This window comes from Mesonia ostreae, from assembly GCF_031845265.1.
Taxonomy (GTDB): domain Bacteria; phylum Bacteroidota; class Bacteroidia; order Flavobacteriales; family Flavobacteriaceae; genus Mesonia; species Mesonia ostreae.
In genome coordinates, this window is sequence record NZ_JAVRBG010000003.1 from 138207 (window position 1) to 154521 (window position 16315).

At 34.7% G+C, this 16315-nt stretch carries 15 protein-coding genes and 1 tRNA gene; 15 read left to right on the forward strand and 1 reads right to left on the reverse strand.

The annotated features are described in order from the left end of the window. Window positions 1-79 precede the first annotated feature (79 nt). The 11 genes from nhaC to RLT85_RS04245 all read left to right on the forward strand — a co-directional run bounded on the left by nhaC (window position 80) and on the right by RLT85_RS04245 (window position 12309). Window positions 80-1570 (forward strand): Na+/H+ antiporter NhaC, encoded by a 1491-nt coding sequence (nhaC, locus tag RLT85_RS04195; RefSeq protein ID WP_311400780.1) that lies wholly within the window; start codon window positions 80-82, stop codon window positions 1568-1570. Then, window positions 1567-2283: a bacillithiol biosynthesis deacetylase BshB1 gene (gene bshB1 / locus RLT85_RS04200; protein ID WP_311400781.1), complete on the forward strand. Its 717-nt coding sequence runs from the start codon at window positions 1567-1569 to the stop codon at window positions 2281-2283. Before nhaC ends, bshB1 begins: the two co-directional genes overlap by 4 nt. A gap of 58 nt (window positions 2284-2341) precedes the next feature. Continuing rightward, window positions 2342-2417 (forward strand) — tRNA-His (locus RLT85_RS04205). 296 nt (window positions 2418-2713) lie between these two features. Beyond that, the gene (locus RLT85_RS04210) at window positions 2714-3310 is read left to right on the forward strand and encodes a Crp/Fnr family transcriptional regulator (protein WP_311400782.1); all 597 of its coding nucleotides are present in this window, start codon (window positions 2714-2716) and stop codon (window positions 3308-3310) included. Between the two features lie 82 nt (window positions 3311-3392). Next, window positions 3393-3680 carry a hypothetical protein gene (locus RLT85_RS04215; RefSeq protein WP_311400783.1) on the forward strand — a complete coding sequence of 96 codons (288 nt, stop codon included), beginning with the start codon at window positions 3393-3395 and terminating at the stop codon, window positions 3678-3680. A 75-nt stretch (window positions 3681-3755) separates the two neighbouring features. After that, on the forward strand, window positions 3756-4145 hold the full coding sequence (locus tag RLT85_RS04220; RefSeq protein ID WP_311400784.1) for a group III truncated hemoglobin: 390 nt from the start codon (window positions 3756-3758) through the stop codon (window positions 4143-4145). An 11-nt stretch (window positions 4146-4156) separates the two neighbouring features. Further along, window positions 4157-4888: an iron-sulfur cluster repair di-iron protein gene (gene ric / locus RLT85_RS04225; protein ID WP_311400785.1), complete on the forward strand. Its 732-nt coding sequence runs from the start codon at window positions 4157-4159 to the stop codon at window positions 4886-4888. A gap of 379 nt (window positions 4889-5267) precedes the next feature. After that, the gene (locus RLT85_RS04230; protein WP_311400786.1) at window positions 5268-8867 is read left to right on the forward strand and encodes a T9SS type A sorting domain-containing protein; all 3600 of its coding nucleotides are present in this window, start codon (window positions 5268-5270) and stop codon (window positions 8865-8867) included. A gap of 5 nt (window positions 8868-8872) precedes the next feature. Next, entirely contained in the window at window positions 8873-9064 is a 192-nt protein-coding gene (locus RLT85_RS04235; protein WP_311400787.1) for a hypothetical protein, read from the forward strand. Window positions 9065-9439: 375 nt separating this feature from the next. Beyond that, the gene (gene pheT / locus RLT85_RS04240; RefSeq protein WP_311400788.1) at window positions 9440-11866 is read left to right on the forward strand and encodes a phenylalanine--tRNA ligase subunit beta; all 2427 of its coding nucleotides are present in this window, start codon (window positions 9440-9442) and stop codon (window positions 11864-11866) included. A gap of 215 nt (window positions 11867-12081) precedes the next feature. After that, window positions 12082-12309, forward strand: a complete 228-nt coding sequence (locus RLT85_RS04245; RefSeq protein ID WP_311400789.1) for a putative signal transducing protein — start codon at window positions 12082-12084, stop codon at window positions 12307-12309. Window positions 12310-12354: 45 nt separating this feature from the next. On the opposite strand, the gene RLT85_RS04250 is transcribed toward RLT85_RS04245, so the two are convergent. After that, window positions 12355-13182 carry a M48 family metallopeptidase gene (locus RLT85_RS04250; RefSeq protein ID WP_311400790.1) on the reverse strand — a complete coding sequence of 276 codons (828 nt, stop codon included), beginning with the start codon at window positions 13180-13182 and terminating at the stop codon, window positions 12355-12357. A 130-nt stretch (window positions 13183-13312) separates the two neighbouring features. Between RLT85_RS04250 and msrB (RLT85_RS04255) the strand changes: the two genes are divergently transcribed. The 4 genes from msrB (RLT85_RS04255) (at window position 13313) to lpdA (ending at window position 16258) form a co-directional block, all read left to right on the forward strand. Beyond that, entirely contained in the window at window positions 13313-13795 is a 483-nt protein-coding gene (gene msrB / locus RLT85_RS04255) for a peptide-methionine (R)-S-oxide reductase MsrB (protein WP_311400791.1), read from the forward strand. 6 nt (window positions 13796-13801) lie between these two features. Further along, complete coding sequence (gene msrB, locus RLT85_RS04260; RefSeq protein WP_311400792.1) at window positions 13802-14203, forward strand: peptide-methionine (R)-S-oxide reductase MsrB; 402 nt, start codon at window positions 13802-13804, stop codon at window positions 14201-14203. Between the two features lie 3 nt (window positions 14204-14206). Continuing rightward, a complete protein-coding gene (locus tag RLT85_RS04265; RefSeq protein WP_311400793.1) occupies window positions 14207-14746 on the forward strand; it encodes a collagen-like protein in 540 nt (179 codons plus the stop codon). Window positions 14747-14866: 120 nt separating this feature from the next. After that, on the forward strand, window positions 14867-16258 hold the full coding sequence (gene lpdA / locus RLT85_RS04270) for a dihydrolipoyl dehydrogenase (RefSeq protein WP_311400795.1): 1392 nt from the start codon (window positions 14867-14869) through the stop codon (window positions 16256-16258). Window positions 16259-16315 lie beyond the last annotated feature (57 nt).

A 16315-nucleotide genomic window follows, 5' to 3' on the forward strand; every position in this document is an offset into this window, starting at 1 on the left:
AACTAACACGCTTTCTTGGCTCAGATAGTGAAAAATTACTACATTACTCCTCCTAAAATTAATCTAGTATCGATACTCTATGGATAGTCAATCTTCTGACCCTAACAATCAAAATATTATAACAAACAATATAAGTATTGGCGCCGCACTTCTTCCAGTCATCGCTCTAGTCGCCATGCTGGCTTATAATGTTTTTGTCTTTGGAGATGACGCCTTAGGTGGCTCCAATCAATTTATCTTACTTATGGGAGCTGCGGTTGCTGCGGTAGTAGGACACTTCAATAAAACTTCTTACAAAACCATGATTGAAGAGGTTTCTCAGAATATTAAATCTACTTCTGGCGCTATCTTAATTTTACTTATGGTAGGTGCTTTAGCAGGAACGTGGCTGGTAAGCGGAATTATTCCCACCATGATCTATTACGGACTTCAAATTTTGAATCCGACAATTTTCTTAGCTGCCTGTATTGTCATCTGCTCTATAATTTCAATCGCCACCGGAAGTAGTTGGACTACCTCTGCCACCGTAGGAATTGCTCTAATAGGAATTGCCGAAGCCTTAGGAATTCCTCTAGGAATGACGGCTGGAGCCATTCTTTCTGGGGCTTATTTTGGAGATAAACTTTCTCCGCTTAGTGATACCACCAATCTTGCGCCCGCTATGGCTGGTACAGATTTGTTTACCCATATTCGTTATATGCTTTATACCACCGTACCTAGTATTGTGATTACATTAATTGTATTTATTATTATAGGTCTTAATCTAGAGCCAGAAGGAGTAGCCAATACTGCTTCAATTTTAAATTCAATAGATGCTGCCTTCTATATTTCTCCTTGGCTTTTTGTGGTACCAGGATTAGTTATTTTTTTAATTATCAAAAAAACACCTCCCTTAATCGCCTTATTATTAGGAATCTTGCTAGCTGCTGTTGCAAGCCTTATCTTTCAGCCTCTTCTAGTTGCCGAAATCGCTGGAAGTTCTCAACTTACGTTTAAAAGCGCTTATGAAGGAATTATGAATGCTATCACGGTAGATACCCAAATTGAAACTTCTAACAAAGCCTTGAATGATTTATTTTCTTCTGGCGGAATGAAAGGAATGCTAGGGACTATTTGGTTAATTATTTGTGCGATGACTTTTGGCGGAGTAATGGATGCCATTGGTGCATTATCGAGAATTAGTAAAGCACTACTTCAAATGTTTCATACCACATTCGGGTTATTTAGCAGTACGGTAATTAGTTGCTTAGCCTTGAATGCGACGGCTTCAGACCAATATTTAGCGATTGTAGTGCCAGGAAAAATGTTTGCCAAGGCTTATAAAGATAAAGGTCTTGCGCCAGAAAATTTAAGTAGAACTCTAGAAGATTCAGGGACGGTAACTTCGGTATTAATTCCTTGGAATACTTGTGGAGCTTACCATAGTGGAGTTTTAGGCGTTCCCGTAGCGAGTTATTTTGTTTATGCCATTTTCAATTATATAAGTCCGTTTATGACCTTACTATTTGCTGGTTTAAATATTAAAATTAGACAACTTACAGAAAAACAAACTCAAAAAGCAACTGCATGAAATTAGATATTTTAGCTATAGGAGCACATCCAGATGATGTAGAATTAAGCTGTAGCGGAACTTTAGCCAAAGAAATTGCAAAAGGCAAAAAGGCCGGAATTTTAGATTTAACCCGTGGCGAATTAGGCACACGAGGCTCTGCCGAAATTAGAGATCAAGAGGCCCAAAATGCCGCAAAAATATTAGGAGTTTCTGTACGAGAAAATTTAGGTTTTAGCGATGGTTTTTTTATTAATAATACCGCGCATCAGTTAGAAATCATTAAAATGATTCGAAAATACAGACCAGAAGTCGTTTTATGCAATGCTATTAAAGACAGGCATATAGATCATGGGAAAGGAAGTCAGTTGGTGAGTGACGCTTGTTTTTTAAGCGGTTTGCGTAAAATTGAAACCATTCATCAAGATAATCATCAACACCCTTGGCGTCCCAAACTTATTCTTCATTACATTCAATGGATGGAAATAGAACCAGACATAATCGTTGATATTTCTGGATATATAGATCAAAAAGTAGCTTCCGTTAAGGCTTATAAATCTCAGTTTTTTGACGAAAATAGTAAGGAACCCTCTACACCTATCACAAGTAATAATTTTTTAGATAGCGTTACGTATAGAGCAAGAAACTTGGGTAGAATTATCCATACAGAACACGCAGAAGCTTACACGGTAGAACGCTGTCCCGCAGTGAATTCAATTTTTGATCTAATTTAGTTCATTTTTTATTTTGTCATATTGAGATAAAGTATTAAATTTGCCAGCTCAAACAAATGGTGGTTGTAGCTCAGCTGGTTAGAGCGCTGGTTTGTGGTACCAGAAGTCGCCGGTTCGAACCCGGTCTTCCACCCTTTTTGATAAGCCTTGCTTTTGCGAGGCTTTTTTTATATGCTTTTTCCAATTTATTTTCACAAATTAAAATTTTATTTCAAAAAAATCTGCTAAAACCCTAATTGAAAACCAACTAGAAAAGCCTTTCGTATTCCTTAGATTTATAAATTAAACTAAGAACAATTTCATTGGTTAATTTATCTTAAGATGGTGCTTTTTCTAGCTTAATTCTACTACCTTTCCCTTCTATTTAACCCTATGCTTTACAGAGAAATCTACTAAAATGCTAAGCATAGACCTAAATTAGATTTTTAATATGATTGCTGAAGAATTGTTATTAGAATTTGGAGCCGAAATAATTACGTACACTAAAGAAGAATATCTTTTTGAAGAAGGCAAAAAAGCACATTACTATTTTCAGGTAAAAAGTGGAGAAGTTAAAATGAACAATTTTAATGCCCAAGGAAAAGAGTTTATACAAAGCATATTTTCTTGTCCACGTAGCTTTGGTGAACCTCCTCTATTTTCAGATATTCCTTACCCAGCCAATGCTGTAGCAGTTTCTAAAGCAGAAGTTTTTCGGTTAAAAAAAGAAGTCTTTTTAGATCTTTTATTAAAATATCCCAAAGTGCATCTTAGCGTCACTCGTGGAATGGCAAAAAGACTATATTATAAAGCTATAATGGCATCAGAAATCTCTTCAGAAGATCCCGAACACCGCATTCTTACCCTACTTGATTACCTTAAAAAAGATGTACATCATCTTAACGAACCTTTTTCTTTTAAAGTGAATATTACACGCCAGCAAATTGCAGACTTATCTGGTTTACGCGTAGAAACGGTAATTCGTGCCACAAAATCTCTAGAGAAAAAAGAAGAACTTAAAATTAAAAACCGAAAACTCTATAGATAATATTTAATAATTATGATTTAGGTCATAAATTACAATACCATCTCTTCGCTAACTTTGTGCTATAAAATTTAAACACAAGGAAATGAGCACATATCATAAAGCATTAGAAGATTTTGGAAAATTATACTATGCGCACGCAACATTAGGAATTATTCTTTCTAGTTGCTTGGGAGGAGCGGCAGCGATGCTCATATTAATGAGTGGCCACGGAGTTTCACAAATGATTCAGCTATTTATTGTCACGACCGTTTGTATGGGCTTTAATACAACCGTTTTAGCTTGCTTAAAATCAAAAATAGTATTTAACAGTCTTATTGCAAGTCTCTTAGTATGCGTATTTTTCATTACCTATCATATTATCATCCTCTAAATAAGCTTTCAAACTGTTCTTACCGTCAAGCGGAAGAGCGAGTAAATTATTTTAAAATTTGAAGTACATTTATTTATGAAAACCAAAATTGAATCGATCACAGAGGTAAAAAAACTGGTGGATGTTTTTTATGAAAAAGTAAGACAAGACCAAGTATTATCTCCCATATTTAATGAGATCATTCAAGATCAATGGCCAGAACATTTGGCTAAGATGTATCGTTTTTGGCAAACCGTATTGTTAAAAGAGCTTACGTATAAAGGAGCGCCATTTTTGCCTCATCAAAAAATGGATTTAGTAGGAAAGCATTTTAAGTTATGGTTAAAACTTTTTAACGAAACCATCGATGAAAATTTTGAAGGAGAAACCGCAGAAGAAGCACGATGGAGAGCATCTAAAATGGCAGAAATGTTTGAAACTAAAATTAATTTTCACCGAGAAAATAACACAAAACCTTTATTTTAAAATTTTAACTTATGACTATTTCAAAAGACCAACACGTAGGAGAACTCGTTGCGCAAGATTATAAATTAGCGCAAATTTTTAAAGACCACAAAATAGATTTTTGCTGTAATGGCGATCGTTCTTTGAGCGATGTTTGCGAAAAGAAAAACATCTCTACAGATTCACTTATTAAGAAGCTAGAAAATGCTGCAGCTCAAAAAGGTCAAGAGAATATCAATTTTGATGCTTGGCCATTAGATTTATTAGCAGATTATATTGAGAAAACACATCATCGTTATGTAGAGAAGCAAAGTGTTGTATTAAAAGCCTATTTAGATAAACTTTGCAAGGTTCACGGCAATCAGCATCCAGAGCTTCATGAAATTAAAACTCTTTTTAATGATTCTACGGGAGAGCTGGCAGCCCACATGAAAAAAGAGGAACTAATTTTATTTCCTTTTATTAAAAAAATGAATACCGCAAAAGAAACGCAACAAGAAATGCCAAAAGCTTCTTTTGAAACGGTAGAAAATCCTATAGAGATGATGATGCACGACCACGATGCGGAAGGAGAGCGCTTTAGAAAAATTGCAGAACTAAGTAATGACTATACTCCGCCAGAAGATGCTTGTCAAACTTACCGAGTAACATTTAGCCTTTTAGAAGAATTTGAAAATGATTTACACAAACATATTCATTTAGAAAATAACATGTTATTTCCAAAAGCAATAGCTTTAGAAAAGGAAAGTCTTACGGCAGTTTAAAGTGCACTAAAAGCACCGAAAACGATTCGTTTGAAGTAAGCCGTTTATAAAGAATAATTATTTTTTATAAACGGCTTACTTTATATCTATGTGATTTTATATCAGAAGGATAATCTAATAAATGAATATAGAAAATAGAATAATTTCACATTAAAATAGAATAAGCATATCTATTTAAAAATTAAATTTTCTAGATCATAGCATACAGAAATAGAAAAGCTGCTTTATTTCCCCTGCATAGAAATAATTTTTATCGTTTTAAAGCATTTATTGCCGATAAAGATATAAATTTGTTAAATAAACTGCTTAAAAATCAGTTTAAGAGTAAGTTTCATTTTTAAATGTTACTATTGCACTAATTCTTAAAAATTATATCACTATGAAAAAAACATTACCCACGGGTTTTTTAAAACCTATTACATTTTTATTCGCATTTCTTTTTTCTGTCTCCTTAAGTTGGGGGCAAATTATTAATATTAAAAATCAAAGTTTCGAAAATTCTGGAAACAATTGGAACTATAGCGTCAATCCGGATAGTTATAATATCTCTGGCGATGTATGGGATATCGTTGCATCTTTAAGCAGTATTTCACCAAATGAAGGCTCCAAGTTTTGGGGAATGCAAGATTTAGATAATAATAACGGCGGAGGTTCATTTGCTCATACCCTTACCTTTTCAAATGAAAATATTAGCGCTTATTCAGATGTAGAACTTAGTTTTTTTTATCATACAATTGGATATGACAGCACTGACAGTTTAAGTTATGAATTAGTAATTGACAACGTTAGCCAAGGAGAAGTTTTGCTTCCTAAAGACGATTCAGGAACTATCAGCATCAATATATCTACAGATTATCCTTCAGCTAATGAAGTTGGAATAATTATTTCCGCAAAACAAAACGGAGGAAGTGATTATGCTGGGGTAGATAATTTTCAATTAAATGGAATCTCTGCCAACGCCAATGACCTAACTACAGAGGTGTATGAGCCAACAAATCAGGTTGTGTCTAATGAGATTATCGCTGCAGATGTTACCACAAGTTCAAATTCTGAAGAAATTTTCGGTTTTATTGTTGAAGATCAAGCATCTGGCGATGGCCTTCCCACCAATATAACTAAAATTAATTTTGTGCCAGGAGCTAATAATACGGCAGATTGGACAGATCATATTCAAGGAATTGTAATATTTGACGAAAATTTAACTACCTTTACTCCTACGGTAACTATTACAGACAACTTAATTAGTTTAGAGTTTAGCACTCCTATTAGTATTGCAGATGGTGATTCTTTGGAATTCTTAACAGGAATCTATTTAAATACAACCAATATTGTAGATCAAAGTATTATTCAATTCGAAATTCCTGGAACAGGACACGGATTTCAATCTGACATTAACGGTTCTTCATTTGCAGACCCATTATTATTTGGTGCAATTACAGGAAATAATATAACTATAGACGTAGATTTTACTGAGTCTAGATTTTTTCAGCAGCCAACAAATACGGTTATCAATACTGTGATGGATCCAGGAGTTATGGTTGCCGCTGTAGATGTAAATGGAAATGTGGATACGGAATATAACTTAGATTTATCTGTAACTTCTACTGGTTCTCTAGTTGGTTCTCCCGTGGTAGAAACTGCTGTAAACGGGATTGCTAATTTTAATAATTTGGTGCACTCTGCCTTAGGAACAGGGTTTACTCTAACGGTATCAGATGATTTACTACCTGACCTAACAAGTGATTCTTTTGATATTTTAGCTATACCCTCTGTACCTACACCAGGCAGTATTTATATTACGGAAATCTCAGATGCAAATGACTTTGAAAATGAATTTATAGAGATTTTTAATATCACAAATCAGGCTATAGATTTAAGCACTACGAAACTTGTAATGTTACCTCAAGGTACCGTATGGGACTTAAGTGATTTTAATCCAACTACGATACCAGCAAAAGGTTTCGCTATTATATCTAGGGGAAATAATAAGTCACAATTTGAGAATGAATTTGGATCTTTAAACGCTAACACCAATTTTATTGAAGGAAGCGGTGGAATGTTCTTTGGAACAGACAGAAGTTTTCAATTATTTGAAGGAGGAACTGCCGATGTTGCTGATGGTACTTTAATTGACGAAACTGGAACAAGTACAGCAAACGGACAAAGAATTTATCAAAATATTTTTACAGGTGTATTTGTAGATAATCTTCAAAGCAATGCAAATCCAGGAGAATTAGATTACTTATTGTATGCAAATGGAGCTTGGATCAATAATGACGCTGTAGATGATATAAACGATCAAGATGTTCTATTCTATGATAACTTTACCGCAAACTCACCTATAACTACGAACAATTTATATATTGATGCAGGTAAAACTTTAAAAGTTCAAGATTACTTATTGGTAGAAGGAAATGAAGTCGTGATTAATGGAGATTTACTATTTGCAAGTGAGTCCCCTACACAAATTGGTACCTTAGGACCTTTATCTTCTTCGGCTATAATTACAGGAGAGGCAAGCGTAGAACGTATTATTCCGCCAACTAGAGCTTTTAGATTTTTAAGTAGTTCAGTAACTACTTCTACATCAATTAATGCGAATTGGCAAGAGGGAGTTCATAACACATCTACGACAGGTAACTTTAATCAAAATCCAAATCCCGGTTTTGGAACGCATATTACCGGTTCTACATCTGGTGCTAATGGATTAGATGCTACAGATTCTGGAAATCCTTCATTGTTCACTTATGATAATGCGACTTTAGATTGGAATGCAGTAACCAATACAGATACAAATACGTTAACTTCTGGCGAAGCGTATAGAATTATGATACGTGGTAGTCGTGGAGTAGATGTAACTAATAATGAAACGATTCCAGATACTACAAGATTAAGAATGAAAGGAAGCTTGACAAATCCTAGTGTAGATGTTATTATTCCTACATCTTCTTTAAATACCAACACTAATGCGTATAATTTTGTAGGAAATCCTTATCAAGCTGTTATTGATATGAATAGCGTATTAAATGCTTCTACAGATTTAAATACTAATCAATACTATGTGTGGGATCCTAATAAGAATGTTAGAGGTGCTTATGTAACTGTAAGTCTTCCTGCGGGAATCAATTCCGATGCTTCAGAAGCGAATCAATTTGCTCAGCCTAATCAAGCGTTTTTTGTACAAACCAATGGAGCCAATCCAAAAGCTGTTTTTGCTCAATCACATAAAGTAAATGAAGGTTTAACGCAAGTTTTCAAATCTAATACTGTTGAAGATTTACAATTAACCGTTCAGCTTTTTGCACAATTAAATGCTACCAATGAGGAAATCTTAACAGATAGTTTTATGGTTCTATTTAACGACCAATACTCTAACGACGTTACAGATGAGGATGCGGGTAAATTAGGAAACCTAGATGAGAATATTGCTCTTGTAAATGATAATAGCTATTTGAGTATTGAAAAAAGAAGTTTACCTTTTACAGGAGAGACGCTGCCGTTTTTCAACAATAACTATAGAAACAGCAATTACACTTTAAAAATAGAAGCTCCAGTTTTTAATGAAGTTGAAGCGTATTTGGTAGATAACTACTTACAAGAACAAACTTTATTAAACAGCGGTGAGAATGTTATAACATTTATGATAGATGAAGAGGTTTCTGAAAGTATTTCTGATAGTCGTTTTTCAATTATTTTTGAAGAGAGTTCTCTACAAGTAGTTGATAAAGAAGTTGCGTTTGCTGTTTATCCTAATCCTTTCAAGGAAGGTGGAATTACCATTAACTCATCACAGTTAGAAGGAAAGAATGTTAAAATACAAGTTAGCTCTATTCTTGGTCAAGAAGTTTACCAGACTGAATTGGAGATGACAAGTAACACTATTCAACTTCAAGAATTAAATAAATTAAATAGTGGAGTTTATATTCTTTCTCTAACTACAGAAGGACAAACTTTTACTAAGAAAATTATTAAAAAATAAAATTTATGAAAAAGAAATTTTTAACAGCATATATAACTCTAGCGTTTTTAGGAATTGGTATTACAAGTTTTGCACAAGACAATCTACCCAATTTTGACACAAATGTAGAGGATGAAATACCTGCAGCTCCAATAGATGGTTTTATCTTAACAGGATTAATCATTGGAGCAGCGTATGGAATTGGAAAAAAGAAATAAGCTATTTATTTCTTTATAATCAAAGCTCATCTTTAAAAAGATGAGCTTTTTGCATTTCATATATGCAATACTTTTAAAAATAGTATTTGGTTTAAAATGATGAAACTGAATTAGGTTTGACAATATAGAATGATAAAGTTATAATTTAGATGTAGAAGAAATCTTAAGCCTTCTAATAAGCCTTCAATAAATTTCTAAAGCAAGTCCGCGCTAAGGATGCTGTAAGGTTAGGTTGAAAGTTCTTTATTTTATTTTTTCACTTTTCACTTTTCACTTAAATCTCTTCTCAATTTTTTATTCACCTCTACCTCAATTCACATCTTAATTTAACAAAATAAATTCTATATTTGCCACCCGTAAAAAAGACTGTATTTCATGAAAATTTCATACAACTGGATTAAGCAATTCATAAAAACCGATTGGGACGCCGAAAAAACTGGAGAACTACTTACCGATCTAGGATTAGAAGTTGAAGGTATTGATGATTTCGAATCTATTAAGGGCTCCTTAGAAGGTATTGTGGTAGGCCATGTGCTTAGCTGTGTTCCTCATGAAAATGCCGATAAACTAAAACTTACAAAAGTTGATATTGGAGAACCAGAGCCTGTACAAATTGTATGTGGTGCGCCTAATGTTGCTGAAGGACAAAAAGTTCCTGTAGCTACTATAGGAACAACACTTTACGATGAAAAAGGAGAAGCTTGGGTGATCAAAAAAGGAAAGATAAGAGGAGAATATAGCTTCGGGATGATTTGTGCCGAAGATGAGTTAGGCTTAGGAAAAAGTCACGACGGGATTATGATTCTAGAAGAATCTTTAACTCCTGGTACACCACTCCGTACCATCTTTGAAGTAGAAAAGGATCAAGTTTACGAGATAGGCTTAACGCCTAATCGTGCAGATGCGATGAGTCACTTTGGTGTAGCGAGAGATTTAAAAGCAGGTTTTTTACAAAGCGAAATCAACAAAGGTTTAGACACCCCTTCAGTAAGTAGTTTTCATGTAGAAAATAGAAGTAAAAAAATACAGATTGAAGTAGAAAATTCAGATTTAGCTCCACGCTATTGCGGAGTTAGTATTTCTGGAATTAAAGTAGCTCCTTCCCCACAATGGCTTCAAAATAGATTAAAAGCAATAGGAATTACCCCTAAAAATAATGTAGTAGACACTACCAATTATGTATTGCACGAATTGGGACAGCCATTACACGCTTTTGATGCCGATAATATCATCGGAAATAAAATTAAAGTTAAAACGCTTCCTAAAGCTACAAAATTCATCACCTTAGATGGTGTTGAAAGAGAATTGCACGAAGACGACTTGATGATTTGTGACCAAGAAAAACCTCTTTGTATTGCGGGAATCCTTGGTGGATTACATTCTGGCGTAAATGAGCAAACCACTTCTGTCTTTTTAGAGAGTGCATATTTTAATCCTGTAAGCGTTAGAAAAACGGCCAAAAGACACGGTATAAATACCGATGCTTCTTTTCGTTTTGAAAGAGGAGTTGATCCTAATATTACAGAATATGCGCTAAAGAGAGCAGCCTTATTGATTCAAAAAACTGCAGGAGGTTATGTCACTAGTGATGTAGATGATTTTTATCCTAAGAAAATAGAAGATTTTCAAGTGTTTTTAACCTTCAATAAAATTAATCAACTCATTGGCCAAGAAATTGATCCTGGAACTATTAAATCAATTTTAGCTTCCTTAGACATTCGTGTTAACAATGTGACCGAAAGTGGCTTAGGACTTACCATTCCTGCGTATCGCGTAGATGTGCAGCGAGAAGTAGATGTGATTGAAGAGATTTTAAGAGTTTACGGTTATAATAATATTGAATTTAGTGAAAAATTTAATGCCTCCATCTCCAACTCTACCCGATTTGAAGATTATAGATTGCAAAATATAATCGCCAATCAGCTGGTGGGACAAGGTTTTTATGAAATGATGGCCAACTCGCTAACGAAAGACTATTCCGCGTTAAGCGATACCGTTAATAAAGCATATAATGTAGATATTTTAAATCCGTTAAGTCAAGATTTGAGTGTAATGCGCCAGTCGTTACTTTTTAGTGTTTTAGAATCTACCGCGTACAACCTCAACCGAAAGAATGAAAATTTAAAGCTTTTTGAATTCGGAAAAACATATCATAATTTCCCTAACGGAAGAGAAGAACACAAGCATTTAGCTTTATGCCTTAGCGGAAATAAAAACAAGGAACGCTGGAACAGTTCTGCACAAAAGAACGATTTCTTTTATGCTAAAGGAAGTATTCAAAGCATTTTGGAACGTTTAAATCTTGCTGAAGGAATAAGCTACCAACCAGTAAAAAATTCAATTTTCTCTGAAGGGTTACAACTTAATTACCAAAAAAAGAAATTGGCAGAATTTGGCGTGGTGAAAAAATCAATTTTAAAGAATTTCAGTATTGATCAAGAAGTAATTTTTGCAGATTTTGATTGGACTACAGTAATTGAAATGTCTAAGAACAAAGAAATTAAATTTCAGCCTATCCAAAAATACCCATCTGTAAGAAGAGATTTTGCATTGTTATTGGATCAAAATATTAGCTTTGATAATATTTATGATATTGCGCATAAAACCGAAAGAAAGCTCTTAAAGGATGTTGATCTTTTTGATGTTTATCAAGGAAAGAATCTACCAGAAGGAAAGAAAAGTTATGCGGTAAGTTTTATCTTTTTAGATGAGCATAAAACCCTTACCGATAAGCAAGTAGATAAGATTATGTCTAAACTACAACAACAATTTGAGAAGCAACTCGGCGCAGAATTGCGTTAATAAATAAAGAAAGTAGACAAGAGTTGAGAGTAAAGATTCAAGAGACGAGATTCAAGAGGCACGAGTCGAGAGACTAACAATTATTGACTAAAGACTATCGACTAAAAACTACCAACTAGAGAGCCTAAATCATTTCTGTTATAATTTTCTCAAAAATAAGAGTTGTAAGTTTTCTTACTCGTGTTTTTCGGTTATCTTTAAGAAAAAGAAAGAATATGAGCGATACAGAATATGTAAACATCTACACCGGTACCGAAGTAAATATACAATATTTACAAAGTGTAATGGAAAAAGCAGGAATTTCATCCATTATAAAAAACAATCACGAATCTGGAGTTCGAAGTGGGTTTTATGGTGGGGATGCGATGCAAGTGCAACTTTTAGTTCACGTTACCCATCAACCGGAAGCCGAAAAAATTGTAAAAGCTACTTTTCCTAACTAAAAAAAGCCCGATAAATCGGGCTTTTTTTATAGGATTTTCTAACTTTTATTTAAAAGAGGTTACTCCAAATTTACGAGCTTCTGCTTTAGCACTAGCCGCCCATTGTGATAGGTTATTGATACGTGTATCATTAGAAGGGTGCGTACTTAAAATTTCTGGCGGTCCTTGCCCCCCACTATTTGCTTTCATTCGTTGCCAAAGTTTTGCAGCTTCATCTGGGTTATATCCAGCAATCGCCATAATAGTCAGCCCAATTTTATCGGCTTCGGTTTCATGGCTTCTACTAAAAGGTAACATCACTCCTACTTGCGAACCTACCCCATATAACGTATTAAATAAAGCTCCTGTTTCTTCGTCTACTCCTGCAGCTTGTGTTCCTACAGCCGTTGCTACAGCACCAACTTGTTGCAATTGCCCTGCACTCATACGTTGTTGTCCATGATTTGCCAATGCGTGTGCCACCTCATGTCCCATCACAACTGCCAAGCCTGTTTCATCTTGAGTAATTGGTAATATTCCCGTATAAACAACAATTTTACCTCCTGGCATACACCAAGCGTTCACTTGGTCGTCTCTTACCAAATTATATTCCCAACGATAATCATCTAAATATCCTTGGTATCCATTGGCATTCAACCAGCGCTCTGATGCTGTGGCAATTTTTTGTCCTACGCTGCGCACCATATTAGCTTCAGAAGTTCCTGTCTCTACATTATTCTCTGTAAGGAATTCATCATATTGAGCAAATGCCATTGGCAAGATTTGTGAATTGGGCACTAAAGCTAAAGTCTTCTTTCCTGTAAATGGATTTTGACTACAAGAAAACAGCAATAAAACCGTTGACATAATCAATACTATATTTTTTGTTTTCATAAGGTTTCCTAATTTTTTTGATGGTTAAAACTACAAAAAGGAAGTCTTACTTTTTAAAAGTTTATCATCGCTTTAACACTTGATACTTAAATTAATGGCAAGGTCTTTGTAATTTTAAACAAAAAAAGCAATGAAAAATATATTCTTACTTATCGCGTGTACGAGTCTTCTTTTTAGTTGTGATTCTAATGCACAGAAGAAATCAAAAGAAGAACAATTTCCCATTCAAAAAACAGAAGCGCAATGGAAAAAGGAGCTCTCTGCAGAACAGTTTAATGTTTTACGAAAAGCTGGAACGGAAAGACCATTTTCAAGTCCCTTAAATGACATTAAAGAAGCGGGTACTTTTTTGTGTGCTGCTTGCGAAAATCCTCTTTACCTTACAAAGAATAAATTTAAAAGCGGGACAGGATGGCCAAGTTTTGATCAACCTATAAAAGGAGGAGTATTCTTTTCTACAGACAACAAACTGGGATATACGAGAAACGAAGTACTTTGCGCCAATTGTGGTGGTCATATAGGACACGTTTTTGACGATGGGCCTAAAGAAACAACTGGAAAAAGATATTGCATGAATGGAGATGCAATGGTATTTGTACCTAATAAACAATAAAAGAAAATGAAAAAATACAGTATAGAAAAATCTGATGAAGAGTGGAAAAACCAACTTTCTGAAGAACAATATAGAGTTTTAAGACAAAAAGGAACCGAAGCTCCGCATACAGGTAAATATAATTTGCATTTTGATGATGGCGCCTACCGTTGCGCAGCCTGTGATGCAAAGTTATTTGAAAGTGAGGCTAAATTTAAAAGTAACTGCGGTTGGCCAAGTTTTGATCAAGCCATAGAAGGCAGCATTGAGTATAAAAAAGATGCTACATTTGGAATGATTAGAACCGAAATTTTATGCGCCAATTGTGGCGGACATGTAGGACATGTATTTGATGACGGACCAACAGAAACAGGAGAACGCTTTTGTGTGAACTCTGCCAGCATCGATTTTATTAACGAAAAGGAATAAAATATGAAAAAGTTAATCTTAGGAATTTTTTTAGCGGCTGGTTTATTGGCTTGCGAAGGGGATAGAGGACCACAAGGACCTCCTGGTCAAAATGGAACAGCATTCATAGGTCAAACATATGAGTATGAAAATGTAAATTTTGTCTATGAATCTGCAAACAATTTATACGCGACACTATTAAATGTACCGCCCGAAATCGAGATACTCCCATCGGACGCCATTTTAGTTTACAGACTTGAAGAGCAAATTGTGAATGGAAATATAATAGAAACTTGGAGTTTAATTCCTAAAAATTTCTTCGTACCACAAGGAACAATTCAATACCTATACAATCATACTGATGCAGATGTGGAATTACTCATTAATGGTAATTTTAATTTATCTGGCTTAGACACAGGTTTTACAAACAATCAAATTTTTAGATTTGTAGTGATTCCTTCAGATTTTGCTAAAGATCCAAAAATCAATATTCAAACTTTCGATGAACTTGAAAAAGCAATACAACAACAAGACTTTGCATTAAATGAATTTACGATTCAGTAAAACGGTATTATAATTTAAAAGATTATAAAAAAGTGAACGCTTAAATTTAAGCGTTCACTTTTGGTTATGAGGATATTTGTTTAAATTCGCAATTCAAAATTCAGCATTAAAAATAAAGATATGAGTAAATACGATATTATTGTTTTAGGAAGTGGTCCAGGAGGTTATGTAGCTGCTATTAGAGCTTCACAATTAGGTTTTAAAACCGCCGTGATTGAAAAAGAAAGTCTAGGTGGGGTTTGTCTTAATTGGGGATGTATTCCTACCAAAGCGCTTTTAAAAAGTGCTGAAGTATTTAATTACCTAAAACACGCTGAAGATTATGGACTTAGCGTTAAAGAAGCCGATAAAGATTTTGATGCCGTTGTAGATAGAAGCCGCAATGTGGCTGAAGGAATGAGCAAAGGAGTTCAATTCTTAATGAAAAAGAACAAAATTGATATCATCAACGGTTTTGGAAAGTTAAAATCTGGCAAAAAAGTAGAAGTAAAAGACAAAGACGATAAAATGAAAGAGTACCAAGCAGATCATATTATTGTGGCTACTGGAGCTCGTTCTAAAGAGTTGCCAAATCTTCCGCAAGACGGAGAAAAAGTGATTGGTTACCGTAAAGCCATGAGTCTTAAAAAGCAACCTAAAAGTATGATTGTTGTTGGTTCTGGAGCTATTGGAGTTGAATTTGCTCACTTTTACAATGCGATGGGAACTGAGGTGACGATTGTAGAATATTTACCAAATTTAGTTCCTCTAGAAGACGCAGATGTGTCTAAAGAATTTCAAAAATCATTTAAGAAAGCGGGTATTAAAGTGATGACTAATGCTTCGGTAGAAAGTGTAGACACGTCTGGGAAAACCGTAAAAGCAAAAGTTAAAACTAAAAAAGGCGAAGAAACGATTGAAGCAGATGTGGTTCTTTCCGCAGTAGGGATTAAAACGAATATTGAAAATATTGGTCTAGAAGATTTAGGTATTAAAACCGATAAAGATAAAATTACCGTAAACGAGTGGTACCAAACCAACGTACCGGGTTATTATGCGATTGGAGATGTAACTCCGGGTGCTGCTTTAGCTCACGTCGCTTCCGCGGAAGGAATTTTATGCGTAGAGAAAATTAAAGGAATGAAAGTAGAAGCTTTAGACTACGGAAACATCCCAGGATGTACGTATGCTTCTCCTGAAATTGCTAGTGTAGGAATGACAGAAAAAGAAGCTAAAGAAGCAGGTTACGAATTGAAAATAGGGAAATTCCCATTTTCAGCTTCTGGTAAAGCAAGTGCTTCTGGTCAAAAAGCAGGTTTTGTAAAAGTAATTTATGATGCAAAATACGGGGAATGGCTAGGATGCCATATGATTGGCGCCGGTGTAACCGATATGATTGCTGAAGCAGTACTTGGTAGAAAATTAGAAACTACAGGACACGAAGTATTAAAAGCAGTTCACCCTCACCCAACGATGAGTGAAGCGGTGATGGAAGCTACAGCTGCTGCTTATGATGAAGTAATTCATTTATAAAAATTATTTTTTTACCCAAAAAAGCCTCGCAGTTCTCTGCGAGGCTTTTTTGGGTTT

Coding starts and splice junctions, on each gene's coding strand:
- nhaC (WP_311400780.1), top strand. CDS start 80: ATGGATAGTCAATCTTCTGACCCTAACAATCAAAATATTATAACAAAC.
- bshB1 (WP_311400781.1), top strand. CDS start 1,567: ATGAAATTAGATATTTTAGCTATAGGAGCACATCCAGATGATGTAGAA.
- RLT85_RS04210 (WP_311400782.1), top strand. CDS start 2,714: ATGATTGCTGAAGAATTGTTATTAGAATTTGGAGCCGAAATAATTACG.
- RLT85_RS04215 (WP_311400783.1), top strand. CDS start 3,393: ATGAGCACATATCATAAAGCATTAGAAGATTTTGGAAAATTATACTAT.
- RLT85_RS04220 (WP_311400784.1), top strand. CDS start 3,756: ATGAAAACCAAAATTGAATCGATCACAGAGGTAAAAAAACTGGTGGAT.
- ric (WP_311400785.1), top strand. CDS start 4,157: ATGACTATTTCAAAAGACCAACACGTAGGAGAACTCGTTGCGCAAGAT.
- RLT85_RS04230 (WP_311400786.1), top strand. CDS start 5,268: ATGAAAAAAACATTACCCACGGGTTTTTTAAAACCTATTACATTTTTA.
- RLT85_RS04235 (WP_311400787.1), top strand. CDS start 8,873: ATGAAAAAGAAATTTTTAACAGCATATATAACTCTAGCGTTTTTAGGA.
- pheT (WP_311400788.1), top strand. CDS start 9,440: ATGAAAATTTCATACAACTGGATTAAGCAATTCATAAAAACCGATTGG.
- RLT85_RS04245 (WP_311400789.1), top strand. CDS start 12,082: ATGAGCGATACAGAATATGTAAACATCTACACCGGTACCGAAGTAAAT.
- RLT85_RS04250 (WP_311400790.1), bottom strand. CDS start 13,182: ATGAAAACAAAAAATATAGTATTGATTATGTCAACGGTTTTATTGCTG.
- msrB (WP_311400791.1), top strand. CDS start 13,313: ATGAAAAATATATTCTTACTTATCGCGTGTACGAGTCTTCTTTTTAGT.
- msrB (WP_311400792.1), top strand. CDS start 13,802: ATGAAAAAATACAGTATAGAAAAATCTGATGAAGAGTGGAAAAACCAA.
- RLT85_RS04265 (WP_311400793.1), top strand. CDS start 14,207: ATGAAAAAGTTAATCTTAGGAATTTTTTTAGCGGCTGGTTTATTGGCT.
- lpdA (WP_311400795.1), top strand. CDS start 14,867: ATGAGTAAATACGATATTATTGTTTTAGGAAGTGGTCCAGGAGGTTAT.